Here is a 26,333-nt window from a genome sequence, read left to right as displayed (position 1 = left end):
ACGGTACCGCGATGACCACCGACGTGATCGTCCTGAACGGCGGCTCCAGCGCAGGCACTTCCACCCTCGCCCGGGCCCTGCAGGAGACCCTGCCCCGCCCCTGGCTGACCTTCGGCATCGACACCTTCATCGCCGCCCTGCCACCCGCCCTGATGACCTCCCCGGACGGGCTGGTCCTCGCGCCCGACGGCACGGTCACCGTCGGGCCCGCCTTCCGCGCGCTGCAGACCGGCTGGCTGCACGGCATCGCGGCGATGGCCCGGGCCGGCACCGGCATCATCCTCGACGAGGTCTTCCTGGACGGCGGCGCGGGCCAGGACCGCTGGCACCGGGCGCTGGACGGCCTGCAGGTGCTGTGGGTCGGCGTCCACTGCGACCCCGACACCGCCGCCGCCCGCGAACGCGCCCGCGGGGACCGGGTGGTGGGCATGGCCGCCACCCAGGCGGCGCTGGTCCACCGGGGCGTCCGCTACGACCTTGAGGTCGACACGACCTCTATGGATCCGAGCGCCTGCGCGCGGGGGATTGCCGCCCACGTTGCCGGGTGATCCGCCGTTTTTGTTTCTGTTGTTCTTTCCCGCCTTCGGCGGGAGCGGGGTTGGTTGTCGTCGGTTTTCGCCTTCGGCGGGAGGGGTTTGTGGGGTGGGGTCCCCGCTGGGTGGTGGGTGGCGGGTTCGGGGCCTCCGGGGTGGGTGTGTGGACTGCTTCGCTTTACGTCCACACACCCACCCCTACGGCCCCGCCCCCTCCCGCCGGTTTGAGGGACCCCACCCCGGTGGGGGAGCAGGAAAAGACAAAGACCAGTAGCTCGGCCCGTGCCACGATGCGGGCCGAGCTACTGGTCTTTAGAACCTTTACCCCCACCGGGCGGGGGTCGCCGTCCCGGGCGGGAGGCGGTGGGTCGGAGGGGTCTGTGTTGTGGACGTAAAGCGAAGCAGTCCACAACACAGACCCCGGAGGCCCACCACCGGCACCCACCACACAGCAGGAGCGGCCCCCGCCCAAACAACACCCCACCCCCGCCGAAGGCGAAAACAACAGAAGGCACACGGCGCCGCACCCGACAACGTGGGAAGCAGGGCTAGGAGCCCAAAACGGCTACGAGCCCAAAATCGTCGTAAGGAACTCCCCCACCCACGCCAGCAGCTCGCGCCCGACCAACGGCTTGCCGCCGATCTTTCCGGTGGCCGGGCGCGGCACCAGGATCTGGCGGGTGGCCGGCTTGAGCACCGTACGGGGGTGGAGCCGCTTGAGCCGCAGCTCCTGCGATTCGCGCAACTCCACCGGGCCGAAGCGGATGTTGGAGCCCTGCAGGGTGATGTCGGAGACCCCGCATGCGCGGGCGAGCATTCGCAGGCCGGCCACCAGCAGCAGGTTCTCCACGGGCTCGGGCAGCTTGCCGTAGCGGTCGACCAGTTCCTCGCGGACGGCCGCGATGTCCTCCTCCGTGGAGGCGGAGGCGATGGCGCGGTAGGCCTGCAGGCGCAGCCGCTCGCCGGGGGCGTAGTCGTGCGGGACGTGGGCGTCCACCGGGAGTTCGATCTTGACTTCGAGCGGGGGCTCCTCCTCCACGCCGCCTTCCAGGGAGGCGCGGTAGTCGGCGACCGCCTCGCCCACCATCCGTACGTAGAGGTCGAAGCCGACGCCGGCGATGTGGCCGGACTGTTCGCCGCCGAGGAGGTTGCCCGCGCCGCGGATCTCCAGGTCCTTCATGGCGACGTACATGCCCGCGCCCATCTCGGTGTGCTGGGCGATGGTCGCCAGCCGCTCGTGGGCGGTCTCGGTCAGCGGCTTCTCCGGCGGGTAGAGGAAGTAGGCGTAGCCGCGCTCGCGGCCGCGGCCCACCCGGCCGCGCAGCTGGTGGAGCTGGGAGAGGCCGAAGTTGTCGCCGCGCTCGACGATCAGGGTGTTGGCGTTGGAGATGTCGATGCCCGATTCGACGATCGTGGTCGAGACCAGGACGTCGAACTTCTTCTCCCAGAAGTCGACGACGACCTGCTCCAGCTGGGACTCGCCCATCTGCCCGTGGGCGGTCTGGATACGGGCCTCGGGCACGATCTCGCGGAGCCGGGCGGCGGCGCGGTCGATCGACTCGACGCGGTTGTGGATGTAGAAGACCTGGCCCTCGCGCAGGAGTTCACGGCGGATGGCGGCGCCGATCTGCTTCTGCTCGTAGGGGCCGACGAAGGTGAGGACCGGGTGGCGCTCCTCGGGCGGGGTGGTGATCGTGGACATCTCGCGGATGCCGGTGACCGCCATCTCCAGGGTGCGGGGGATGGGCGTGGCGGACATGGTGAGGACGTCGACGTTGGCGCGGAGCTTCTTCAGCTGCTCCTTGTGCTCGACGCCGAAGCGCTGCTCCTCGTCGACGATGACCAGGCCCAGGTCCTTGAACTTGGTCTCGGAGGAGAACAGCCGGTGGGTGCCGATGACGAGGTCGACGGAGCCGTCCCGCAGCCCTTCGAGGACGGCCTTGGCCTCGGTGTCGGTCTGGAAGCGGGACAGTGCCCGGACGTTGACCGGGAACTGGCCGTAGCGCTCGGTGAAGGTGCCGAGGTGCTGCTGCACGAGCAGCGTGGTCGGGACCAGGACCGCCACCTGCTTGCCGTCCTGGACGGCCTTGAAGGCGGCACGGACCGCGATCTCGGTCTTGCCGTAGCCGACGTCGCCGCAGATCAGGCGGTCCATGGGGACGGACTTCTCCATGTCCTCCTTGACCTCGGCGATGGTGGAGAGCTGGTCGGGCGTCTCCGCGTACGGGAAGGCGTCCTCCAGCTCGCGCTGCCAGGGGGTGTCCGGGCCGAAGGTGTGGCCGGGCGCCGCCATCCGCGCGCTGTACAGCTTGATGAGGTCGGCGGCGATCTCCTTGACGGCCTTCTTGGCGCGCGCCTTGGTCTTGGTCCAGTCGGCGCCGCCGAGCCGGTGCAGGGTGGGGGCCTCGCCGCCCACGTACTTGGTGACCTGTTCGAGCTGGTCGGTGGGGATGTAGAGGCGGTCGCCGGGCTGGCCGCGCTTGGCGGGCGCGTACTCGACGAGGAGGTATTCACGGGTGGCGCCCTGGACCGTGCGCTGCACCATCTCGATGTAGCGGCCGACACCGTGCTGCTCGTGGACGATGAAGTCGCCGGCCTCCAGGGTCAGCGGGTCGATCGTCTTGCGGCGGCGGGCCGGCATCCGGGCGCCGTCCTTGCCGGCCGCCTTCTGGCCGGAGAGGTCGGTCTCGGTGAGGACGGCGATCCGGAGGTCCGGGTCGATGAAGCCGTTGTCGAGGGTGCTGCAGGAGACATGGACGAGGGACGGGGAGAGCTCCGCGAGGTCGGCGTCCAGGCGGGCGGGGATGCCCTCGCCGCTCAGGACCTCGACCGTACGGGCCGCCGGGCCGTGCCCCTCGGTGAGGAACACCGTGCGCCAGCCGTCCCCCAGCCACTGCTTGGTGTCGGCCAGCGCCCGCTGGGTGTCACCGCGGTAGGTGTCGGGGGCGTGCATGCCCAGCTTGAGGGTGTCGCCGTCGCCCTCCAGCTCCTCCCCGGACGCGAAGGGGCTGACCGACCACCACATCATCCCCAGCTCGCGCGCCCGGTCCCGGACGTCCGCGAGGCCCCACAGGGAGGCCGCGCCCACGTCGATCGGCGCCTCGCCCCCGCCGGCGCCGGCCGCCCAGGACGCCTGCAGGAACTCCTGGCTGGTCGCCACCAGGTCGGCGGCCCTGGTGCGCACCCGCTCCGGGTCGCACACCAGCGTCATGCTCCCGGCCGGCAGCACGTCCAGCAGCAGCTCCATGTCGTCCACCAGGACCGGGGCCAGCGACTCCATGCCGTCGACGGCGATCCCCTCGGCGATCTTGCCGAGCAGTTCGCCCAGTTCGGGATGCTTCTCGGCGAGCGCCGCCGCCCGCTCCCTGACGGAGTCGGTCAGCAGCAGCTCACGGCACGGCGGCGCCCACAGGCCGTGCTCGGCGACCTCCAGGGACCGCTGGTCGGCGACCTTGAAGTAGCGGATCTCCTCGACGTCGTCGCCCCAGAACTCCACCCGCAGCGGGTGCTCCTCGGTCGGCGGGAAGACGTCCAGGATCCCGCCGCGGACCGCGAACTCACCGCGCTTCTCGACCAGTTCGACGCGGGCGTAGGCGGCCGCCGCCAGGCCGTCGACGATCTCTTCGAGGTCGGCGCTCTGCCCGGTGCGCAGGCTCACGGGCTCCAGGTCGCCCAGGCCCTTGACCTGCGGCTGGAGCACCGAGCGGATGGGGGCGACGACGACGGAGACGGGGCCGGCCGTCGGGTCGTCGGCGCGCGGGTGGGCGAGCCGGCGCAGCACCGCCAGGCGCCGGCCGACGGTGTCCGAGCGCGGCGAGAGCCGCTCGTGCGGCAGCGTCTCCCAGGACGGGAACTCCACGACGGAGTTGTCCTCGCCGGCCGGCATCAGGCTGCGCAGCGTGGCGGCGAGGTCCTCCGCCTCCCGGCCGGTGGCGGTCACCGCGAGCACCGGGCGGCCGGCCTGCCGGGCCAGCGCGGCGACCGCGAGCGGACGGGCGGCGGGCGGCCCCACCAGGTCCACATGAGGCCGGTTCCCGTCGGCCGCGGCCTGCAGCGCTTCGGCGAGCGCCAGGTCCCGTACGACGGCGTCGAGCAGACCAGTCAGGCTCATCAGAAGATTCCGTCCCAGCGAGGCGAACAACGCAGCAGCCCGACACGTCTCACGGGCCGGGGCTGCCAAGCGTACGCCCGCCCGCCACCCGGGCGGGCCGCAAACCCGACAGGGCCCCGGCGCGGCGGTCAGTACGCGCCGGGGCCCTCCTCCCGGCCGCGGCGCGAGCCGTCGCGGCCGGGAGCGGCACCGGCCGGAGCGGCAGATCAGCCGGCGACCCTGACCGCGGCGTAATACTTGTCCGCTGTCTTGAGGCAGGCGGCCTTCATTTTCTTCCGCATCGCCGGGGTGAGCGGGTCGGCCCAGGGCTTGTACTGACAGGCCTGGCGCATGTCCTGCAGGAATACGTCGTCGATGCGCTTCTTGTGGTCCCGGCGCCAGGCCGCCTTCCCCACAATTGTTTTGTAATTGCGGTAACCGAAGTCGTGGCGGTGGCAGGAGTAGGTGAAGTCGTAGCCGCCCGGCAGCTTCTCCGGCGAGCTGTTGCAGCCGTTGGTGCTCCAGTTGAACCGGAAGTAATTCGAGCCCGAGCGGTACAGCCCGAGATACTTGAACCAGGCGTCCTTGGACGCCTGCCCCTTGCTGGTCAGCGACTTGAGCTTCGCCAGCCGGTACGCCCCGCCGACCGCGGGACCGGCCACGTCCGCCGCGGAGATCTGCCGTGCCACGGCGGACGGTCCGGTCGCGCCCGCCCCCGTCGCCGGCACCTCGGCGAGCGCGGGTGCCGCCGTCCCCAGAGCGAGGACTCCGGCCAGTACGACACCCCCGAAAGAGGTCCGCATCGTGTTCACTTGTTTTCCTTCCCCGATTTCATGCTGCATGGGAAGCCGTATCCGAAATCGGCTTCGGGGAGGAAAATAGCGCGACAGCGCGGCCCCGCAGAGGGAATTAACGGAAATGCCCGGGCGCCCGCCCAGGGAACCCCGCATTCCGCAAGGCCTGATATGGGAGATGAGGGCACGTTTTGGCCACTATGCCTGAATGAACCTCGCGCACAAAAGGGATGTGATGCGAGCAAATCCCTCGCGCGCACGCCCTGTTGTGATCTGGAACACCTCTGGCGTCGCGACCGCTGCCGCGCCGCAGCCCGGAGCCCGTCGAGTCGCCGCTCGCCCGGATGCGCGGTTCCGCACTCCGCCCCCGCATGGAAGGGTGCAGCATACAAGGACCTGCGGAAGGTCCCACGGAGGGGGAACGGTGAGCAACAGCGCGCGACCGGCCGGCCGGAGCACCCGCAAGGCCCCGCGGACGGCGGGCCCGGCGCCCGCGGATCCGCGGCGCGGACCCGTCGTCGCCGCCCTCATGCTCGCCATGGCGCTGGCCGCCCTCGACTCGACGATCATCGCCACCGCCATCCCCCAGATCGTCGGTGACCTCGGCGGCTTCGCGGTCTTCTCCTGGCTCTTCTCCGGCTATCTGCTGGCCGTCACCGTCACCCTGCCCGTCTACGGCAAGCTCTCCGACACCTTCGGCCGCAAGCCCATCCTGATCACCGGTATCGCGCTCTTCCTCGCCGGCTCGCTGGCCTGTGCGGGCGCCTGGAACATGGCCTCGCTGATCGCCTTCCGCGTGCTCCAGGGCCTGGGCGGCGGCGCCCTCCAGGGCACCGTCCAGACCATCGCCGCCGACCTCTACCCGATGAAGGAACGCCCCAGGATCCAGGCCAGGCTCTCCAGCGTCTGGGCCGTATCGTCGGTCGCCGGACCCGCGCTGGGCGGCCTGCTCGCCGCCTACGCCGACTGGCGGTGGATCTTCCTGGTCAATGTGCCGGTGGGGGTGGTGGCCCTCTGGCTGGTCGTGCGGTACTTCTCCGAGCCGGCACGGGAAACGACGGGCGCACCGGCCCGCCGCGCCCGGGTCGACTGGCCCGGCGCGCTGGCGATCTTCGCCTGTGGCGGGCTGCTGCTGACCGCCCTGGTCCAGGGCGGGGTGGCCTGGTCCTGGTACTCCGCGCCGTCGTTGCTGCTGTTCACCGGCAGTGCGCTGTGCGCCGCGGCCACCGTCCTCATCGAACGCCGTGCCGCGGAACCGATCATCCCCGGCTGGGTCTGGCGCCGCCGCACCATCTCGGCCGTCAACCTCGCCCTCGGCGCGCTGGGCCTGCTGATGGTCGCGCCGACCGTGTTCCTGCCCACCTACGCACAGGCGGTGCTGGGCCTGGGCCCGACGGCCGCCGGCTTCGTGCTGTCCGTCATGACCCTGAGCTGGCCGGTCTCGGCCGCCCTCAGCAGCCACGTCTACAACCGCCTCGGCATCCGCACCTGCTCGGCGCTCGGCATCGGCGGGGCCGGCCTGGTGCTGCTCGCCTTCCTCCTGCTGCCCTACCCCGGCGCCGCCTGGCAGCCCGCCCTGATCATGCTGGCGCTCGGCGCCGCCCTCGGCCTCTTCCAGCTCCCGCTGATCATCGGCGTCCAGTCCTCGGTCGGCTATGCGGAGCGCGGCACCGCCACCGCCTCCATACTCTTCTGCCGCCAGGTCGGCCAGTCCCTCGGCGCCGCGCTCTTCGGCGCCCTCGCCAACGCCACCCTCAACGACCGTCTGGCGCACGCCCCTTCGGACATCCGCCCCGGGCTGCCCGGCGACCTGGACGCGGTCTCCCACGCCCTCCAGCACCCCGGCGCCCTCACCGCTCATGCCACCGACTACCTCCGCCGCGCCGTCGACACCACGGTCGACCACGTCTACCTCGGCGCCGCCGCGGCCGCCGGGCTCGCGCTGGCCGCGCTGTTGCTGCTGGCGCCGCGGCGCTTCCCGGTGCACTCGGACGCCCGCGGGACGGGCGAGGGGGAGCCGGACGCGACATAGCCGGGCGGGAAACAGCCGGGCGGGGACGGCCGGCCGGGGCGGGCGGTGCGGGCGGTGCGGTCAGGCGCCCGGGCCGCCGCGACGGCGGGGCAGCCGCACCTCCAGGGCGTCGTCCTCCCCGGAACCGGGACCGGAGCCGGAGCCAATGCCGGAGCCGGAACCGGAGCCCGAGCCGGCAGCGGCGCCCTCCTGCCGTCCGCCGCCCTCCGCACCCCCGGCGCCCTCGTCGCCCTCCTCCGCCACCGGCGCCTTCCCGGTGAGCACCGCCAGGCTGTTGCGGACATGGGTCATATGGACGCGCGCCTCCCCACGCTCCGCGTCGTGTTCGCGCAGGATCCGCTCGGTGGCCCGCTCGATGCGCTCCTCCTCCGCCCGAGCCCGGGCCAGCAGCCCGGCGGCGCGGTCCTCGCCGTCCTCCTGGCGGTGCCGGGCGGTCTCCTCCGCCTCCGCGTACAGCCGCCGGGCGTCGGCGCGAAGGGCCTTCCCGCGGGCGTCCAGCTCCGCGACGCACCGGTCCGTCTCCTCCTCCAGCGCCACGAGTTCCCGCCCAGCCGCGTCCCACTCGTCCGTCTGCCGTTTCTCCTGGTCGCTGAGCAACTGCGCGGTACGCCGGCGCACCTCCGCCAGCCCCTCGGCCGCCTCGCTCCGCAGCCGCTCGGCGTCCTCGGCCGCCACGTCCGCCAGTTCGGTGGCCTCCCCGCGCGCCGCCCGGTCCGTGCGCCGGGCCCGGGTGTCCGCCTCGGCCCGCAGCGCGTAGGCCGCCCGCTCGGCCGCGTCCCGGACGTCGTCCGCGTGGGCGGCGGCCTCGCCGCGCATCCGCTCGGCCGCCTGCTCCGCCTCGGCCCGCAACCGGGCCGCCTCGGACTCCGCGGTCGTCAGGATCAGCCGGGCCTCGCTGCCGAGCGATTCATACGTCTGCGGCGGCTGCTGCGCCAGATAGCCGCGCAGCTCCGCGAGTTCGGCCTCCATCTGGTTGTGCAGGACGGTGAGCCGTGCGGCGCGCTCCCAGCAGGAGTCGCGGTCCACCGAGATCCCCGTGACCCGGCGGTCCACGTCCTGTGGCCGGTACCCACGCCCTCGTACGGTCTCGAACCCGTGAGGCGAAACCGATGCACTCATCCCTCAAGCCCCTCTCCGCCGCGCACAGCAGTCGCGCGACCCGCAGCGTTCCGCTTCATCTCGCATGATTCCGTGCAGCACCGTGCAGTGACCCGCACTTTCCGCGGATCGCACCGAACGCCGCGCCTCGCGACACTCCGTCCAACCCACCCACCAGGATGCGTTATTTATCGCCAGAAGTCGGAATCCGATCATCTGCGCGCAGTGCCTGGAACAGCCGCCTCGCCCCGGTTTCGTTCCACTGCAGGACCGACCCCACACCGCTCACATCCACCCCGGGCCGCACCACCGGAACCGTCGTCGCCGACCCGTCGCCCCCGGCGATCTGCTTCATCGACCAGCCCATATCCAGCACCCGCGCCATGTCGGCGCCCTGGTCCACGGTCAGCGCCGCCAGCGAGGTGTGCAGCACCCGCTGCAGCCGGGACGGATCGAGCAGGACGTCCTGGGAAGCCATCCCGTCGGCAACCGCACCGAGCAATTGCCGCTGGCGCTTCACCCGTCCGAGGTCACCGTCGGGGTCGGTGTAGCGGGCCCGTACGTACGCCAGCGCCTGGGCGCCGTTCATCCGACGGCAGCCCGCCGCGAAGTCGGCCCCCGACTTCTCGTCCCGCAGCGGCTTGTCCAGACACAGCCGCACACCGTCCAGGGCGTCCACGACCTGCACGAACCCCAGGAAGTTCACCTCGGCATAGTGGTTCATCCGCAGCCCGGTCGCCTGCTCCACCGTTCGGGTGAGCAGCTGGGGCCCGCCGTCCGCATAGGCCTCGTTGATCTTGCGCCTGCCGTGGCCCGGTATCGGCACATAGCTGTCGCGCGGCAGGCTGACCAGCGACGGTCCGTGACCGCCGTAGTGCAGCACCATGATCGTGTCGGTGTTCCGCACCTCGTCGTTGCCGACGTGCAGCTCCCTGCGCTGCCGCGGGGTCAGCGCGCTGCGGCTGTCCGAGCCGACCAGCAGCCAATTCGTGCCCCTGCCCGCGGGCGGCCGCCCCGGATAGTCGGCCAGCGCGTCCTTGTGCCGCAGCTGCCGCCCCGCCGAGACATACAGCCAGGCCCCGAGCGCGACCACCACCACGGCCAGCACCAGCAGCGACACCAGGAGCCAGACGAGCCATGCCCAGCGGCGCCGGGGCGGTCCCGGTCCGCGCAGCGACCCGGCCGTCCGCCGCCGGTGCCACCAGCGCGGGCGCCCCGCCCGGTACCGCGTCGCCGGCGTCGACGACGACGGCTGCGACAACGGGGGTATCGGACGGCCCATATACGCATGGTCGGGGCACCCGACCCGTCCCGCTCGTCGAACGCCCTGGCCATGCCCTACCGCAAAGCCCGGCGCCCCCGGGGGAGCGCCGCCACCGCCCCTACAGCAGCCCGTCCCACATCTGCTCCAGCAGCACCGACCACCAGGTCTCCGGCGAACCCAGCGCCGGCGGGTCCAGCGCGACCAGCTGCGCCTGGAAGTCGACGGTCCAGCGGCCCGCCTGCTCGGGCGTCAGCCCGTACCGCAGCCGCCACATCCGCCCCAGCATCGCCAGGGCGCGCACGAACTCCGGCAGACCGGAGTTCACGAACTGCGGCGTCGCGGGCGCACCGCCAAGGCCGGCCTCCATCGGCACCGCCACGATGTGCGCGGTCCCGTACTGCACACACAGCTGACGGCCGAAGTCATTGCCCATCACCAGGTACGACCCGGCGTCCGAGGCGGGCTGCACCATCCGCTCCGCCGCCAGCTCCGCCAGCGTCGGCACCGGACGGCCCGGCTGCGCCTGCGCCCAGAAGAACGGCCCGAAGTCGACCGGCAGCCCGGACCACACCAGCGTCTGCGCCACCACCTCGGGCACGCCGTGCCGGGAGACCGCCCGCTGATCGAAACGGAAGATCCCCTGCGGTCCGAACGCCTGCTCCAGCTCCTGCCCGACCGCCTGCGGCGGCACCGGGGGCACCGGCTGCACCTGCGAGGGATGCGGCAACGGCACCCGCACCGGCGCCGGCCGCGCCGGACCGTCCGCGACCTGGTGCAACTCGCCCTGATGCTCGACGAGGTGCCGTACGCCCTGCTGGCGCGAGGCATGGTCCCTGCCGTACGCGGCGGTGTGGCTGATCCGCACCTGCGGCCAGGTGTCCCGGATCATCCGGGCGCAGTATCCACCCGGCAGATCGCAGCACTCCAGCTCCGTGTGCAGCTCCAGCACCTGCTGCGGGGGAACGTTCATCCCGCGCAGCTCGTGCAGCAGCTGCCACTCCGGATGCGGCGTACCGGGCGCCGACCGGCGCACGATCTTCTGCTCGGAGCCGTCCGGCGCGCGATAGCTCAGTACGGCCATATAGCCGGGGCCGACGGTCGGCTGACCGCCGGGCGCCTGCGGAGAGCCGTACGCGCCGCTGCCGCCGGGGCCCTGCTGCGCTCCGGGCGGTCCCTGCGAAGGCGCGGGCGGGGCGGGCGGGGCCTGGGGCGGAGCGACGGGTCCGGACGGCGGCGGCATACCGGGGCCGCCGGTACCGCCGCCGGGGCCGTGGGCACCCGGACCGCCGGCACCCGCCAGACCGGCCTGCAGCGACGCACCGTCGGCGAGCATCGTCGCCGCGGCATGCACCCCACCGCCACCGGCGCCACCCATGGCGGGCGGGGCGGGCGGTGCGGAGGGCGGCGGAGGCGGACCGTCCGGGCTGCCGGAGCCCCGGCCGCCCGTGGACGCGGTGGGCCTGCCGGGCGGGCCGGGGGGCCTGGGCGCGCCGGGGGGACCGGGCGGCTTGGGCGCACCGGGCGGGCCGGGAGGCGCGGGCGGCGGCACACCGGGGCCACCGGTACCGCCGCCGGGCCCATGGGCACCCGGACCGCCGGCACCCGCCAGACCGGCCTGCAGCGACGCACCGTCGGCGAGCATCGTCGCCGCGGCATGCACCCCACCGCCACCGGTACCCCCCGCGGCGGGGGAACCCGTGCCGCCGGAACCCGAACCGGAAGCGCCGGACCCGTCGGACCCCGAACCGGAAGCGCCGGACCCGCCGGCCGCACCCGTCCCTCCCGGCCCGTCCGTCCCGCCCGGCCCGTCCACTGCACTGAGATCCAGCTCCGCCGCGTCCAGCTGCGAGACCATCCGCGTCGGTACGTAACCACCGGCCGGGACTCCGGACGCACCGGGGCCGGACGCCGCGGGTCCGCCGGACGGGCGCGCCCCGGCGTCGCCCGTGGCGGCCTGCGCCGGGTCCTGCGGTGCACCGCCACGGCCCGCACCGGCGGGACCGGGCACGCCGGGAGGCGGCGGCGGACCGGCGGCGGCGTTACCGGGCAGCGCCGCACCGTCGGCCAGCATCGTCGCCGCGGCATGCACCCCGGCATCCCCACCGCCCGCGGGCGGCGCGGGCGGCGTCCCGGGACCGGGCGCAGCGACACCCGGCGGCGGCGGTACGTCGACGGCCGGCGGGCCGGACGGCGGCGGCAGATCCGGCAGCCCCGCGGCGGCGGGCGGCGCGGCAGGCATCGGCGGCGGCAGCGGGACGCCGCCCGGCCCGCCGGCCGGGCGCGCCTGACCGGCCTCGGGGCCGGCCACGGGGCCTGTCTCGGGCCCCGCACCGGGTCCGGCCCGGTCCGGCAGGTCCAGCGCGGGCGCCACCTGCGTACGCGGCAACGAACTGCCGCCGTGCAGCAGTTCGGTCTTCGCCTCCGGCCGGGCGCGGGGACCCTGCGGGGCGTCGTCCTCCTCGTCGAAACCGGCCAGCGGCGGCGCGAAGACCGTCGCGGGCAGCCCCACCGAGCGGTCCTCGCCGCCCGCGCCGGCAGTCGTGTCCGCCCCGGCCCACGGCGTCGGCGCACCGGGGGCCCCGGCCGCCTCCTCATCGGCGGGGGCGGCCGCACCCTCGGTGCCGTTGACGTCCACGCCCGCCCAGGCGTCCGCAGCCGGCGGCGCGGCAGCGGGCACGGGTGCGGCCGGCGAAGAAGCCCCGGGGGAAACCGCCGGGGAGGCCGACGGCGCCGCACCAGCAGCCCCCACGGCACCCGCGCCCCCGGCGCCCGTATTCCCGGCACCCGTACTCCCGGCGCCCGTGCCCCCGGCGCCCCGCCGGCCCGGCCCGCCGATCGTGTCCGCCACCTCCTGCAGCCACTCCGGCGGCGTCAGCAGAAACGATGTGGCCTCCAGATCGATCCGCTGCGGCGGCGCCTCGGCCGCGCCGTGCCCGCCGTCCACGGGGGCGCCGTACGCCTCCTCGTAACGCCGGATCACCTCACCCACCGGCAGCCCCGGCCACAGCGTCGTCTCCCCGCTGTCCCGCGCGATCACCATCCGGGCCCGGCCGCCATCCGTCGACGGACCACCCTCCCGGTCCTCGGACCAGGCCACGAAGCCCAGATCGAACTCCCGCACCCGCACCTCACGGTGCAGGGGCGCCGGGACGTCACCGTTCACCCACAGCTCCGCGCGCTCCTGCGCCTGCGCGAACGTCACCACCGTGCTCAGCCCCCCACCGCAACCGCGTACGCAAAACCGCCGTCGACCATCAGGTTCGCCACGGTGTCCAGCTCCGGCGGATTCCCCACCAGCCGCTGCAGAAAGTCATCGAAATCCGCGCCGCACGGCAACAGCAGCCGCTCCACCCGCTCCTGCACCGTCCAGCCGTTCTGATCCCGCGCATCGTCGTACGGGCAGAACCACACCGAACCGAGCGCCTCACCGCGCACCTTCACCGCGACCACACCGCCCTGGACGAACGCCACGCCCAGGTAGTCCTTGGTGAAGTGATCCCGCAGGCACTTGTTCACATAGAGCAGGTCGTTGACCGCGGCGTCGTCGCGCACCGTGAAGAACGGCTGGTCGACCAGCAGCCCCAACTCGGCGTCCAGCGCCGCGCCCACCGGAGCGCAGCCGCCCGCGGCCTTCAGGAACGACCGGTAGGCACCCGGCAGCCGATAGCCCAGCGCCTCCTCGGCCTGCGCCACCTGCTCCTCACCCACCGACAGATCACGGTGCGGCAGCCCGAAATGCACCGGCCGGGTCTCCTGGAGCGGCCGGGTACCACGCCGGTCGTGCGCCACCGCGGCCGTCGCCAGGCCGCCGTGATGACGCAACAGCGCCTTCACCTCGACCGGGATCAGCTCCATCCGCCGGGTGCCGGCCACGTGATGCCAGGTCCAGCCGTGCGGCGTCGCCACGGCCGGCACATCTATCCACAGCTCGTGCCCCTGCGCGTGCAGGGCCGCATTCGCCGACACATAGTCCGTCAGCCGCAGCTCGTCGACGCCGAAACCCTCCGGCGGCTCGGCGATCTCCGCCGCGGCGCGGGCGTACGGCGAGAACTCCGGGAAACCGCGGGCGTCCATCCGCACCCCGGCGGGGTACCGCGTGGCGCGGACCGGGTCCGGAAAATGCACAACCTGTCCGGCATAGGCCGCATTCGGTGGGGCGGTACCTCCCACCACCTGGGGGCCGGGGTGTGCCCCCAGCCCTTGCCGACCTGTCGTCATCGCGGTTGCCCCCTGGCTGAAGCTGGCTTTGGGGCACAGCCTATGCCGTACCGCAACACCCGCCGCCGCCCGCCCGCCCCGCACGTCAGCCCCGCGACACACCGGCGTCACCCACCGGCACACCACCCCCGAGCCCCCCGCGCACTACCCCGCCCACCAGCCCCGTTCCGCCGCGCCCGACGCCCCGTCAGCTCGCCGTGACATCGCCGACAGGCCGCCCGACTACCGCAACACCCAGCACATTTGGCAGGCTGACCCTCCCCCACCTTTGGCGGGGAGACCCCCAGTACCACGGGGATTCGGGGAGGGAAAGCACCACCATGAGCACCACCGCACGCCACCACAAGTCAGCCGCAGGCGATCCCCGCACCGCCGCCGGCGACCCACGCATCGGCTGGAGCGGCACCGGCGACGACCATCGCGCGCCCGCCCTCCACCACCGCCGCGACGGCATCCTCCCCACCATCGGCGCCGCATTGTCCGTACGCGGACAAACCCTCACCTGCACTGCGAGCAAGGCCGAACAGCCCCCCGCGCTGCACCCGCTGGTCCAGGACTTCCTCGACGCCCTCGCCACCGCACAGCGCGAACGTTTCACCGGACGCTGCCCCGAAGCCGTCCTGCTCTCCCGTCACCTCACCGCCGTCGAGGGCAACCGCGGCAAACGTGCCTCCCGCAAACCCCTCACCAATGGCGAAGCCCGCCGCTCCCTGAAACACTCCAAGCTCACCGCACGCCACATCCGCGAGGACGGCGACCCCCAGCACGGCAGTTACGCACCGCCCTGTCGTTCCTGCGACGCACTCCTCGCCCACTTCGGCGTCATGCCCATCAGCGGCACCGCGCCCACAGGAAGCTGACCGCCACCATGCCGCCCACCACCCCCGGCCCCCGCACCCCGGCCCACGACCGCGCCGACTCGACCCGCTTCCCCGCCGCCGTCGACGTCGCCCTCCAGGAAGCCGGCTGGCAACCCGGCCGCTGGGACATACAGCAGGCCGAACACTGGGCCGACACCCTCCGCGCCCACACCTCCCCCGCCGGCCACCGCCACACCGTCTTCCCCGCCGCCGTCGAGGCCTGGGCCGAATTCGGCGACCTGCACATCACCGGCCCCGGCCCCGGGCGCCACATCTCCCCCGCCCCGTTCGCCATCAACCCCCTGCACGGACTCCACCTCGCCCGCACCCTCGGCGACCTCGGCCGCGCACTGGAGACCGACGTGGCCCCCCTCGGCCGCGAAGAACTCACCACCAACGGCATCACCTACGGCCAGGCCACCCTCGCCATCGACACCGAAGGCCGCGTCTACAGCCTCGACCACACCGGCGACTGGTACCTGGGCCCCGACCTCGACAGCGCACTCGGCACGCTGGTGCTGGGGACGCGGCCCGGTCGGCTCGCCTTGTCCGGCTGACGCCGGGGTTCTCCGGGTTCTTTCCCGCCTTCGGCGGGGGTGGGGTGTTGTTTGGGCGGGGGCCGCTGACGCTGTGTGGTGGGTGCCGGTGGTGGGCCTCCGGGGTCTGTGTTGTGGACTGCTTCGCTTTACGTCCACAACACAGACCCCTCCGACCCACCACCTCCCGCCCGGGACGGCGACCCCCGCCCGGCGGGGGTAAAGGTTCTAAAGACCAGTAGCTCGGCCCGCATCGTGGCACGGGCCGAGCTACTGGTCTTTGTCTTTTCCTTCACCCCCACCGGGGTGGAGCCCCACAACCGGCGGGAGGGGGCGGGGCCGTAGGGGTGGGTTGTCGGGCTTTGCTTCCAAAGGTCCAAAAAGGAGCAAAGGCGGAGCGCAGCGGAGCGTAAAGCGAAGCAGTCCACACACCCACCCCTACGGCCCCGAACCCGCCACCCACCACACAGCCGGGGACCCCACCCCACACACCCACCCCCGCCGAAGGCGAAACAACAGACGGGCCACGTCGGGGCCACCCGACAACGTGGGAAGCAGCCCGCGGACGCGAAAGGCTCAATCGATGGCCGGCCTTGCGGCCGGGAGCACCGCGGAGACCCGGAAGCCCCCCGCCTCCGTAGGCCCCGAGACGAACACGCCCCCCAGCGCCGTCACCCGCTCCCGCATCCCCACCAGGCCGTTGCCGCCGCTCGGCAGCCCCGCATCGGCCGCGCCGCCCTCACAGGGCCCGTTCTCCACCTGCACGGCGAGCTCGCCGTCCCGGTGCGCCAGCCGCACCCGCGCCCGCGCGCCCGGCGCATGCTTGTGCACATTCGTGAGCGCTTCCTGCACCACGCGGTACACGGTCCGCTCCACCCGCGCCGCATACCGGCGCCCGGCCACGACCGGCGCCCCCTCCCCCTCAGGCCCCTCCCCCGCGGGCCCGTCCTCCGCGGCCGGCTCCTCCACGGAGCCGTCCACCGTCAGCTCGACCGTCATCCCGGCCGCCCGGGACTGGCCCACCAGATCCGCCAGCTCCGTCAGACACGGCCCCTCGGCATCCGCGTCCCCCGCCCCGGACACCGGCGACGCCGCCGCCCCGGGACCGGAGCCACCGGCCACCGCGGACGACGCCGACGCCCCGTCCGCGGACGGCTCGGACGCCCGCGCCTGCCCCGTCGCCTTCGCCCCCGCCTGCGAGGCCACCGCCGCCAGCCGCTCCGGCGCGCCCGACGCCGCGGCGCCACGCCCCGCCGCCCCGTCGGCCGTACGCAACACCCCCAGCATCTCCCGCAACTCCGTCAGCGCCTGGCGCCCCATGTCGCCCACCAGCCCCGCGTTCTTCGAGGCCTTCTCCGGATCCTTCAGCGCCACCGCCTGGAGCGCGGCCGCATGCACCACCATCAGACTCACCCGGTGCGCGACCACATCGTGCATCTCCCGCGCGATCCGGGTCCGCTCCTCGTTACGGGCCCACTCGGCCCGCTCCTCGGCCCGGTCCGCCAGCAGCGACAGCTCCCGCTCCAGACCGTCCGCCCGCTCCCGCAAGCTCTCCACCAGCCGTCGCCGGGCCGCGATGTACAGCCCCCACAGCACCGGCGGCGCCGTCAGCACCAGCCCCACCGCCAGCGCCATCAACGGCACGAACCACATCGGCGGATGGAAGTCGTGTTGCGCCGCGACGTCCTCCCGCAGGCTGAGGAACGTCGTCACCAGCGTCCCCGCCACGGTCATGCCCGCCAACAAGGCCGTGATCCGGCGCGGCACATCCGACGCGGCCAGCGTGTACAGCCCCACCACGCTCAGCAGCCCGCCCATCTCCGCGGGCATCACCGCGATCGAGACCAGCACCACCACCACGGGCCACCGCCGGCGCACCAGCAGCACCGGTCCCGCGAGCAGGCCGAGCACGACCCCCAGCAGCGCGGGCACCTGCGCCTCGTGCGCGGAACCGATGCCTTCCGCCACACACTCCACCGCGGAAGCCGCCGCCAGAAACACATCCAGCACCGCACTCCGCCGCCGGGCCCACCACCACGGCCCCTCCACGGGCGCACCCCGCGCGCCCACACCTTCACTTGCCCCCGTCGCGGTCATACCGCCCAGCCTACGGGCGCCGGCCCCCGATCCCCCGCCCCGTTACCGGTCATAGACCAGGCCCATTACCAGCCCTTACCGCCGGTTATCGCTCGAACAGTTGAATCGCCCACATTTCCGACCCTTCCGCGCACATGGCCGCGGCACCCTGTTCCCATGTCGAACACCCATCGCCACCCTCCCGACTACGAGGCGTTACGCCCCCAGGTCGTCGCCCTGCGCCGCGCCGGCCTCAGCCGCCGCCAGATCCGCGACCGCCTCCACGTCCACAACAACGACATCCTCAACCGCCTCCTCGACGGCACCCCCGCCCCCGACTGGACCCACCGCCCGAACGCCAAGGACGACCTCCGCGAACGCGCCCGCGAGCTGCGGAAGGAGGGCAGGACCTACGACGAGATCCAGGTCGAGCTGGGCTGCTCGAAGAGTTCGATCTCACTGTGGGTACGGGACCTGCCGAAACCGCCGCCGCGCCGCACCCCGGCCGAGCAGGCCCGGATCGCCCGCGAAAAGCGCTGGGAGCACGAGCTGGCGGTGCGCGAGAGGGAACGCCGACGAACGAAGAGCGCAGCGACCCAAGAGGTCGGCGAACTGTCGGACCGGGAGCTCCTCTTCACCGGAGCCGCCCTCTACTGGGCCGAGGGCGCCAAGGACAAGCCGTACGCCCGGCGGGAGCACGTCCAGTTCGTCAACAGCGACCCGGGCGTCATCCGGCTCTTCCTGGCCTGGCTGAAGCTGCTCGGCGTGGAGCCGGAGCGGATCGTCTACCGGGTCATGATCCACGCGACCGCCGACACGGCGGCAGCCGAGCGCTACTGGGCCGGACTCGTCGGCGTCGATGCCGTGTCGTTCCAGAAGACCACGCTCAAGAAGCACAACCCCAAGACCGTGCGCAAGAACACCGGAGAGGGTTATCGCGGCTGCCTGGTGATCCGCGTCCTGCAAAGCGCCGACCTATACCGTCGCATTGAAGGCTGGTGGTACGGCATAGTGTGTGGTGCCGAGCGGTCGACGTAGCAGAATGCCGACCGCTTGACAATACCCTCCCCCATGGTGTAAGGGCAGCACAACGTCTTTTGGTGTCGTCGGTCGAGGTTCGAATCCTCGTGGGGGAGCAACGGCTACGAGGAAGCAAATTCCGGGTCCCGACCACCACGTCGGGACCCGCCCGCGTTTCGGCTGCTATACGCACCGGTATCCTTCGGGTGACCACCACCCGAAGTAGCCAAGAAGCCGAAGGGCATCCCCGTGAGCGCCAACCGCCCGGCAGCCGTCGTCGTTCTCGCAGCGGGTGAGGGCACCCGCATGAAGTCGGCGACCCCCAAGGTCCTGCACGCACTCTGCGGCCGCTCCCTCGTCGGACATGTCGTCGCCGCCTCCCGAGAGCTGGATCCCGAGCATCTCGTCGTGGTCGTCGGCCATGCCCGTGAGCAGGTGCAGGCGCATCTGGCCGAGGTCGACCCCGCCGCCCGCACCGCCGTGCAGCACGAGCAGAAGGGCACCGGCCACGCGGTCCGTACCGCCCTGGAAGAGCTGAGCAACAGCGGTGTCGCCCTCGACGGCACCGTCATCGTCGTCTGCGGCGACACCCCGCTGCTGACCGGCGAGACCCTGCGGCTGCTCGGCGACACCCATGCGGCGGACGGCAATGCCGTGACCGTGCTGTCCGCCGAGGTCCCGGACGCCACCGGCTACGGGCGCATCGTGCGCGAGGCGGGCACCGGCGCGGTGACCGCGATCGTGGAGCACAAGGACGCCACGGCCGGGCAGCGGGCGATCCGGGAGATCAACTCGGGGGTCTTCGCCTTCGACGCGCAGCTCCTGGTGGACGCGCTCGGCAAGGTCCGTACGGACAACAGCCAGGGCGAGGAGTACCTCACCGATGTGCTGGGGATCGTGCGGGAGGCCGGCCACCGGGTCGGTGCGGCGGTGTCCGCCGACCACCGGGAGATCCTGGGGATCAACAACCGGGTGCAGCTGGCGCAGGCCCGGCGGCTGCTGAACGACCGCCTGCTGGAGCGGGCGATGCTGGCCGGTGTGACGGTGGTGGATCCGGCGTCGACGTGGGTGGACGTGTCGGTGACGTTCGAGCCGGACGCGACGGTGCACCCGTTCACGGAGCTGCGGGGCGCCACGCATCTCGCCACCGGCGCCGAGGTGGGCCCGCAGTCCCGGCTGACGGATACGTCGGTGGGCGCGGACGCGGTGGCGTCGTTCACGGTGGCCGAGGGTGCGCGGATCGGTGCGGGTGCGAGTGTCGGTCCCTACGCCTATCTGCGGCCGGGGACGGATCTGGGTCCGAAGGCGAAGGCCGGCACGTATGTGGAGATGAAGAACGCGTCGATCGGCGAGGGCACGAAGGTGCCGCATCTTTCGTATGTGGGAGATGCCACGATCGGTGAGTTCACCAATATCGGTGCGGCGAGTGTCTTTGTGAACTACGACGGTGAGGCAAAACACCACACGACGGTCGGGTCACATTGCAAGACGGGGTCGGACAACATGTTTGTGGCTCCGGTCACGGTCGGGGACGGCGCTTATACGGCGGCGGGCTCGGTCATCACCAAGGATGTGCCCCCGGGTTCGCTGGCGGTCGCGCGTGGCCAGCAGCGGAATATCGAGGGTTGGGTCGCGCGCAAGCGGCCCGGAAGCGCCGCCGCGCAGGCGGCTTCGGCCGCTCGCCAGGAATCCGAGGGCGAGCGGTGACCGTGCATGAGGTGCGCCGTGCGGGGCGTACCTTTGTTGAGCGCACGCAAACTGTGATTCGAGGAGATTTGCTGTGACCGGGATCAAGACGACCGGCGAGAAGAAGCTGATGCTCTTCTCCGGCCGCGCCCACCCCGAGCTTGCCGAGGAGGTCGCGCACCAGCTGGGTGTGGGCCTGGTCCCGACCAAGGCATTCGACTTCGCCAATGGTGAGATCTATGTCCGCTATCAGGAGTCGGCGCGTGGCGCGGACTGCTTTTTGATTCAGAGCCACACGGCTCCGATCAATAAGTGGATCATGGAACAGCTGATCATGATTGATGCGCTCAAGCGGGCCTCGGCCCGGAGCATCACCGTGGTCGTGCCGTTCTACGGCTATGCGCGGCAGGACAAGAAGCACCGTGGCCGTGAGCCGATTTCGGCGCGGCTGATCGCGGATTTGATGAAGACCGCGGGTGCGGACCGTGTGGTGACCGTGGATCTGCACACGGACCAGATCATGGGCTTCTTCGACGGTCCGGTGGACCACCTTTTCGCGCTGCCGGTCCTTGCGGACTACGTGGGCGCGAAGGTCGACCGCGACAAGCTGACCGTGGTGTCGCCGGACGCCGGCCGGGTGCGGGTCGCGGACCGCTGGTGCGACCGCCTCGGTGCGCCGCTGGCGATCGTCCACAAGCGGCGTGACAAGGACGTGGCGAACCAGGTCACCGTGCACGAGGTCGTCGGCGATGTGAAGGACCGGGTGTGTGTCCTGGTCGACGACATGATCGACACCGGTGGCACGATCTGTGCGGCGGCGGATGCGCTGTTCGCGAATGGTGCGTCCGATGTGATCGTGACGGCGACGCACGGTGTGCTGTCGGGTCCGGCGGCGGACCGGCTGAAGAATTCGAAGGTGAGCGAGTTCGTGTTCACGAATACGCTGCCGACGCCTTCGGAGCTGGAGCTGGACAAGATCACGGTGCTGTCGATGGCGCCGACGATCGCCCGCGCGATCCGTGAGGTGTTCGAGGACGGCTCGGTGACGAGCCTCTTCGAGGAGCAGTGAGCGCCGGCTCCCGGGCAGGCCTGTGAGGTAGTCCGGGGCTGATCGACTTTGGGGCGGCCTTCCGGCCGGGTAGACTCATCGAGTTGCTCGGCGAGGGAGGCCGCCCTTTTGTGGTGGCTGTCCGTTATCGACGCGCTCTTCGTAGCAGGTCTGTCGTGGGCCGGGTAACGCCCACCAGATGTTTTCTGCGATACGAGGAGTGCCGTTATGGCTGAGGTCAAGCTCGCCGCCCAGGTTCGTACCGACTTCGGTAAGGGTGCCGCCCGCCGTGCGCGCCGCGCCGACCTGGTTCCGGCTGTCATCTACGGTCACGGTGCCGAGCCGCAGCACGTGGCGATCCACAACCACGCGCTGATGATGGCGCTGAAGACGCCGAACGCCCTGATCCGTCTGGACTTCGACGGCAAGAGCGAGCTGGTCATCCCCAAGGCCGTGCAGCGTGAGGCGATCCGCCAGTTCCTGGTGCACGTGGACTTCCTGGCCGTGAAGAAGGGCGAGAAGGTCTCCGTCGAGGTCCCGATCCACGTCGAGGGCGACCTGGCGCCGGGCCAGCACGTTCTGGAGCACGTGCTGAACGCGCTGCCGATCGAGGCCGAGGCCACCCACATCCCCGAGTCGGTCACGGTGTCCGTCCAGGGCCTGGAGGCGGGCGCCTCGGTGCTGGCCAAGGACATTGCCCTGCCGTCGGGTTCCGCGCTGTCCGTCGAGGACGACGCGGTCGTGCTGCAGGTTGTCGCGGCGCAGGCCGAGGCTCCGGCCGAGGAGGCCGCCGAGGGTGAGGGCGAAGGCGCCGAGGCCTGAGCCGTTTTTCGCTGAGGGATTTTCCCGGCGAGTGGTCCAGCCGCTGCCGCGCGCCTTGGGGCGCGGGGTGGCGGTTGGCCTGTTTCATGGGCAGTTGCGGTCGGGGCCGGTGCGGGGTTGCCGGCGGATGTGGGAGTGGCTGAGATGACGGACGCTGATCCGTGGCTGGTGGTGGGGCTGGGTAATCCGGGCCCGGAGTATGCGCGTAATCGCCACAATGTGGGTTTCATGGTGGCGGATTTGCTGGCGGAGCGGATGGGGGGCCGTTTCAAGGCGCACAAGGCGCGGGCGCAGGTGGTGGAGGGGCGTTGTGGTGCGCCGGGTCCGTCGAGTCGCCGGGTCGTGGTGGCGAAGCCGTTGTCCTTCATGAATCTGTCGGGTGGGCCGACGACGGCATTGCGGGATTTCTACAAGGTGCCGGTCGGCAACATCATTGCGATTCATGATGAGTTGGATATCGATTACGGTGCGTTGCGGCTGAAGCTGGGTGGCGGTGACAACGGTCACAACGGCCTGAAGTCGATCACGAAATCGCTGAGTGCGGAGTATCACCGGGTGCGGTTCGGGATCGGGCGTCCGCCGGGCCGTATGCAGGTCGCGGATTTCGTGCTGAAGGATTTCTCGTCGGCGGAGCGGCGCGAGCTGGATTATTTCGTGGACCGTGCGGCGGATGCGGTGGAGACGCTGATCGTGGACGGCCTGGAACGGGCGCAGAGTACGTACAACTCCTGAAAGAGCGCGTACAGCTCCTGAAGGGGACAGCGGGGGTCAGGCTCTGACGAACCGTTGTCGGAGGTTGACCGGGTGCGGGTTATGGCCAAGGATCGCCGCCATGCCCAGAAGCAGTACGCGTACCAAAGCGGTCAGACGGAGTCGTACCCGGCGGGTCGGTGAGAGCGCTTACGGTGCGCTGCTGCTGGCCAGGACCGGGGTGATGGGTCTGCTGGCGCTGCTGTTGCTGGTGGCGGGGGTGTGGACGTCATGGCACACGGCGCAGTACGCGATGCTCGTCAAGGCGCGGGAGCGCGGAATGATGACGGTGTCGGCGTGTGCGGCGGAGCGGTGCACCGGCCCGTATGTGCCGACGGGGGGCGACGGCCGGCCGCGGTCGAAGGTGACGATCGCGCAGGCGGCGGCGGGCGGCGAGGGCGAGCGGGTCGAGGTGACGGTCGAGCCGGGGACGGCGCGTGCGGTGCGGACCGGGGCGGCCGGGATCCTGCATGCCTGGGTGCCGTTCGCGGGGTCGCTGCTGCTGGCGGCGCTGGTGGTGGCCGGGGGGATGCGGCTGCGGCGTACGGCGTGGGTGATGGGGTTGTTGGGCGCGGTGTTGTTGGGCGCGGCGTTCGCCGCACTGTAGGCGGTAGAGCTGTAGGCAGTAGGGCTGTGGGCAGTACGACGGCGGCGGGCCGCCCTCTCGGTGGAGAGGGCGGCCCGCCGCCGTATGCCGTTCCGGGTGGTGTCAGCCGGTGTTGCGCAGTCCGGCGGCGACGCCGTTGACGGTGAGCAGCAGGGCGCGGGCGAGGACCGGGTCCGGCTCCTCGCCGCGCTCGGCGGCGCTGCGCTGGCGGTCCAGCAGCGAGACCTGGAGGTAGGAGATCGGGTCGAGGTAGGCGTCGCGGATGTGGAAGGTCTGCTTGAGGACCGGGTTGGAGTCGAGGAGGGTCTTCTCCCCGGTGACCCGCAGGACCTCGGCGACGGTGAGCTCGTGCTCGGCCTTGATGACGTCGAAGACGTGCTTGAGCTCGTCGGGCACGAGGGTGTCGACGTAGTGCTGGGCGATCCGCAGGTCGGTCTTGGCCAGCGTCATGGTGACGTTGGACAGGAAGTTGCGGAAGAAGTGCCAGTGTTCGGACATCTCGTCCAGGACGCTGTCGAGTCCGGCTTCCCTGGCGGCCTTGAGGCCGGTGCCGACGCCGTACCAGCCGGGGACGATCTGGCGGGACTGGGTCCAGCCGAAGACCCACGGGATGGCGCGCAGTCCGTCGAGGCCGGCGCCGGAGTCGGGGCGGCGCGAGGGGCGCGAGCCGAGGTGGAGCTCGGCGAGCTGGTCGACGGGCGTGGAGGCGAAGAAGTACGCGGGCAGGTCGGGGTCCTCGACCAGGCGCCGGTAGGAGCCGTGGGCCGCCTCGGAGACGGTCTCCATGGCGGCGTCCCAGCGGGCCAGGGCCTCGTCGGACTGCCGGGGGGCGGTGTGCAGGGCGGAGGCCTGGAGGGTGGCGGCGACCGTCAGTTCCAGGTTCTCCCGGGCCAGCGATGGCACCAGGTACTTGTCGGAGATGACCTCGCCCTGTTCGGTGACCTTGATCTCGCCTTCGAGGGTGCCGTAGGGCTGGGCGAGGATCGCGTCGTGGGAGGGGCCGCCGCCGCGGCCGACGGTGCCGCCGCGGCCGTGGAAGAGGCGCAGCCGTACGCCGTGCCGGTGGGCGACGTCGCGCAGCAGGCGCTGAGCTCGGTGGATCTCCCACTGGGAGGTGGTGATGCCGCCGAACTTGGAGGAGTCGGAGTAGCCGAGCATGACCTCCTGGACGTCGCCGCGCAGGGCGACCAGGCGCCGGTAGGAGGGGTCGGCGAGCATCTCGTCGAGCAACTGGTCGGCGATCTTCAGCTCGTCGGTGGTCTCCAGGAGCGGCACGATGCCGACCTTGGCCCAGCCGGCGTGCAGGTCGATCAGTCCGGCCTCGCGGGCGAGGACGGCGGCGGCGAAGACGTCGTCGGAGCCTGCGCACATGGAGATGATGTAGGACTCGACGACCTCGGGGCCGAAGGTCTCCTTGGCCTTGCCGATGGTGCGGAAGACGCCGAGGGTCTTGGCGCCGGCCTCGTCGAGCGGGGCCGGGGTGGGGGCCAACGGGCGGCGGGAGCGCAGTTCCTTGGCGAGGAGCTTGCGGCGGTAGTCGCGCGGCATGTCCGCATAGCGCCAGGATTCCTCGCCGAGGCGGTCGAAGAGCTGGCCGAGGGCGTGGTGGTGGGCGTCGGCGTGCTCGCGGACGTCCATGGTGGCGAGCTGCAGGCCGAAGGCGGCGATGGTGCGCAGGGTGCGCTCCAGGCGGCCGTCGGCGACCAGGCCGCCGCGGTGTTCGCGCAGCGAGGTCTGGATGAGGGCCAGGTCGTCGAGGAGTTCCGCGGTGCCGAGGTAGTCGCGGCCGGGGACGTGCGGGGTGTCGCCGGCCAGCCGCTCGCGGGTGTTGACGAGCTTCTGCCGGATGCAGGTCGCCTTGAGGCGGTAGGGCTCCTCGCTGTTCAGCCGCTTGTAGCGGGGGCTGATCTCGGGGAGGAGGTCGAGGTCGTGCTGGAGGGATTCCAGCAGCTCCTCGGTGGCGCCGCAGTTGCGGATGGAGTTGGACAGCGCGCCGCGCAGTTCGTCGACGTGCTCCAGGGCGTCGGTGATGCCGTGCTCGTGCTGGAGGAGCAGGACGTCCCAGGTGACCTGCGGGGTGACGTTGGGGTTGCCGTCGCGGTCGCCGCCGATCCAGGTGCCGAAGGTGAGCGGGCGGGTGCCGGCGGGCAGCTCGGTGCCGGCCCGCTCCAGCTCGGCGGCGAGGTCTTCGAGGACGTCGCCGACGGCGCCGCGGCCCAGCTCGTCGAGGTAGTAGATGGCGTTGCGGGCCTCGTCGGTGGGCTCCGGGCGGGCGACGCGCAGCTCGTCGGTCTGCCAGATGAGGTCGATGTTCTCGGCCAGGCGGAGGTCTGCGCGGCGGCGCTCGGCGTCGGGGCTGTCCAGCAGCTCGGCGACCTTGCGGAGCTTGGTGAGGACGGAGCGCCGGGCGGCCTCGGTGGGGTGCGCGGTGAAGACCGGGCGCACTCCGAGGTTGCGGGCGGTGGCCTTCAGGTGCTCGGGGTCGGCGTCCTTGAGCATGTCGGCGGTGCGGGCGAGGATGCTGCCCTCGGCGGCGCGCCGGGCGCCGAGCTCCCGGCCGCGGTGCACCTGCTCGGTGACGTTGGCGAGGTGGAAGTACGTGGAGAAGGCCCGCACCAGCTTGGCGGCGGTGGCCAGGTCGGTGTCGCCCAGGAGCCGGGCGGCGGCCTCACCGTCGGAGCGGGTCAGGGCGCGGACCCGCTCGACGAGGTCGAGGAGCTCGGGGCCCTCCTGGCGGACGAGGGTTTCGCCGAGGAGGTCGCCGAGACGGCGGATGTCGGCGCGCAGGGCGATGTTGTCACTCGGGCCGGGGTCGAGGCTCTCGAGGGGCGCGATCTCGGCTGGAGTGTTGTCGGCACTGCTCACTGGTGCGGCTCCTTGCAGCGATCAGGGGCGTCGC

18 protein-coding genes and 1 tRNA gene are annotated in these 26,333 nt (G+C 72.0%); 11 read left to right on the top strand and 8 right to left on the bottom strand.

Going from position 1 to position 26,333, the window contains the following annotated elements:
• Positions 1 to 11 precede the first annotated feature (11 nt).
• Complete coding sequence (cpt, locus tag D9V36_RS26670; protein WP_129295981.1) at positions 12 to 548, top strand: chloramphenicol phosphotransferase CPT; 537 nt, start codon at positions 12 to 14, stop codon at positions 546 to 548.
• 550 nt (positions 549 to 1,098) lie between these two features.
• Here cpt and mfd read toward each other — a convergent pair.
• Positions 1,099 to 4,644: a transcription-repair coupling factor gene (gene mfd, locus D9V36_RS26665; RefSeq protein WP_129295980.1), complete on the bottom strand. Its 3,546-nt coding sequence runs from the start codon at positions 4,642 to 4,644 to the stop codon at positions 1,099 to 1,101.
• Between the two features lie 206 nt (positions 4,645 to 4,850).
• Positions 4,851 to 5,426: a phospholipase A2 gene (locus D9V36_RS26660; RefSeq protein ID WP_241721352.1), complete on the bottom strand. Its 576-nt coding sequence runs from the start codon at positions 5,424 to 5,426 to the stop codon at positions 4,851 to 4,853.
• Positions 5,427 to 5,946: 520 nt separating this feature from the next.
• On the opposite strand from D9V36_RS26660, the gene D9V36_RS26655 reads away from it, so the two are divergent.
• Complete coding sequence (locus D9V36_RS26655) at positions 5,947 to 7,449, top strand: MFS transporter (protein ID WP_129298708.1); 1,503 nt, start codon at positions 5,947 to 5,949, stop codon at positions 7,447 to 7,449.
• A gap of 60 nt (positions 7,450 to 7,509) precedes the next feature.
• Here D9V36_RS26655 and D9V36_RS26650 read toward each other — a convergent pair whose 3' ends face one another.
• From D9V36_RS26650 to D9V36_RS26635, 4 genes are all read right to left on the bottom strand, one after another.
• A complete protein-coding gene (locus tag D9V36_RS26650) occupies positions 7,510 to 8,502 on the bottom strand; it encodes a cellulose-binding protein (RefSeq protein ID WP_241721050.1) in 993 nt (330 codons plus the stop codon).
• A gap of 229 nt (positions 8,503 to 8,731) precedes the next feature.
• A complete protein-coding gene (locus D9V36_RS26645; RefSeq protein ID WP_241721351.1) occupies positions 8,732 to 9,667 on the bottom strand; it encodes an LCP family protein in 936 nt (311 codons plus the stop codon).
• 262 nt (positions 9,668 to 9,929) lie between these two features.
• Positions 9,930 to 13,013 (bottom strand): SUKH-4 family immunity protein, encoded by a 3,084-nt coding sequence (locus tag D9V36_RS26640; protein WP_129295976.1) that lies wholly within the window; start codon positions 13,011 to 13,013, stop codon positions 9,930 to 9,932.
• A gap of 8 nt (positions 13,014 to 13,021) precedes the next feature.
• Positions 13,022 to 14,029 (bottom strand): SMI1/KNR4 family protein, encoded by a 1,008-nt coding sequence (locus D9V36_RS26635; RefSeq protein WP_129295975.1) that lies wholly within the window; start codon positions 14,027 to 14,029, stop codon positions 13,022 to 13,024.
• A gap of 320 nt (positions 14,030 to 14,349) precedes the next feature.
• Between D9V36_RS26635 and D9V36_RS26630 the strand changes: the two genes are divergently transcribed.
• Positions 14,350 to 14,889, top strand: coding sequence for a YwqJ-related putative deaminase (locus tag D9V36_RS26630; protein ID WP_129295974.1), 540 nt, complete (start codon positions 14,350 to 14,352; stop codon positions 14,887 to 14,889).
• An 8-nt stretch (positions 14,890 to 14,897) separates the two neighbouring features.
• Positions 14,898 to 15,446, top strand: a complete 549-nt coding sequence (locus D9V36_RS26625; RefSeq protein ID WP_129295973.1) for an SUKH-3 domain-containing protein — start codon at positions 14,898 to 14,900, stop codon at positions 15,444 to 15,446.
• Positions 15,447 to 16,001: 555 nt separating this feature from the next.
• On the opposite strand, the gene D9V36_RS26620 is transcribed toward D9V36_RS26625, so the two are convergent.
• Complete coding sequence (locus tag D9V36_RS26620) at positions 16,002 to 17,522, bottom strand: sensor histidine kinase (protein ID WP_129295972.1); 1,521 nt, start codon at positions 17,520 to 17,522, stop codon at positions 16,002 to 16,004.
• Between the two features lie 156 nt (positions 17,523 to 17,678).
• Between D9V36_RS26620 and D9V36_RS26615 the strand changes: the two genes are divergently transcribed.
• The 7 genes from D9V36_RS26615 (at position 17,679) to D9V36_RS26585 (ending at position 23,434) form a co-directional block, all read left to right on the top strand.
• Complete coding sequence (locus D9V36_RS26615; RefSeq protein ID WP_129295971.1) at positions 17,679 to 18,539, top strand: hypothetical protein; 861 nt, start codon at positions 17,679 to 17,681, stop codon at positions 18,537 to 18,539.
• Positions 18,540 to 18,566: 27 nt separating this feature from the next.
• Positions 18,567 to 18,637, top strand: a tRNA-Gln gene (locus D9V36_RS26610).
• A 133-nt stretch (positions 18,638 to 18,770) separates the two neighbouring features.
• Entirely contained in the window at positions 18,771 to 20,228 is a 1,458-nt protein-coding gene (glmU, locus tag D9V36_RS26605) for a bifunctional UDP-N-acetylglucosamine diphosphorylase/glucosamine-1-phosphate N-acetyltransferase GlmU (protein WP_129295970.1), read from the top strand.
• Positions 20,229 to 20,301: 73 nt separating this feature from the next.
• Positions 20,302 to 21,276, top strand: a complete 975-nt coding sequence (locus tag D9V36_RS26600) for a ribose-phosphate diphosphokinase (protein ID WP_069567314.1) — start codon at positions 20,302 to 20,304, stop codon at positions 21,274 to 21,276.
• A 207-nt stretch (positions 21,277 to 21,483) separates the two neighbouring features.
• Complete coding sequence (locus tag D9V36_RS26595) at positions 21,484 to 22,077, top strand: 50S ribosomal protein L25/general stress protein Ctc (protein WP_129295969.1); 594 nt, start codon at positions 21,484 to 21,486, stop codon at positions 22,075 to 22,077.
• Between the two features lie 144 nt (positions 22,078 to 22,221).
• Positions 22,222 to 22,809 carry an aminoacyl-tRNA hydrolase gene (gene pth / locus D9V36_RS26590; protein WP_129295968.1) on the top strand — a complete coding sequence of 196 codons (588 nt, stop codon included), beginning with the start codon at positions 22,222 to 22,224 and terminating at the stop codon, positions 22,807 to 22,809.
• 100 nt (positions 22,810 to 22,909) lie between these two features.
• Positions 22,910 to 23,434: a hypothetical protein gene (locus tag D9V36_RS26585; RefSeq protein WP_129295967.1), complete on the top strand. Its 525-nt coding sequence runs from the start codon at positions 22,910 to 22,912 to the stop codon at positions 23,432 to 23,434.
• Positions 23,435 to 23,536: 102 nt separating this feature from the next.
• On the opposite strand, the gene ppc is transcribed toward D9V36_RS26585, so the two are convergent.
• Complete coding sequence (gene ppc / locus D9V36_RS26580; protein WP_129298707.1) at positions 23,537 to 26,269, bottom strand: phosphoenolpyruvate carboxylase; 2,733 nt, start codon at positions 26,267 to 26,269, stop codon at positions 23,537 to 23,539.
• Between the last annotated feature and the right edge of the window lie 64 nt (positions 26,270 to 26,333).

It is taken from the genome of Streptomyces lydicus, from assembly GCF_004125265.1.
GTDB classification, from domain to species: domain Bacteria; phylum Actinomycetota; class Actinomycetes; order Streptomycetales; family Streptomycetaceae; genus Streptomyces; species Streptomyces lydicus_C.
This window is presented reverse-complemented; position numbering and strand designations above follow the sequence as displayed.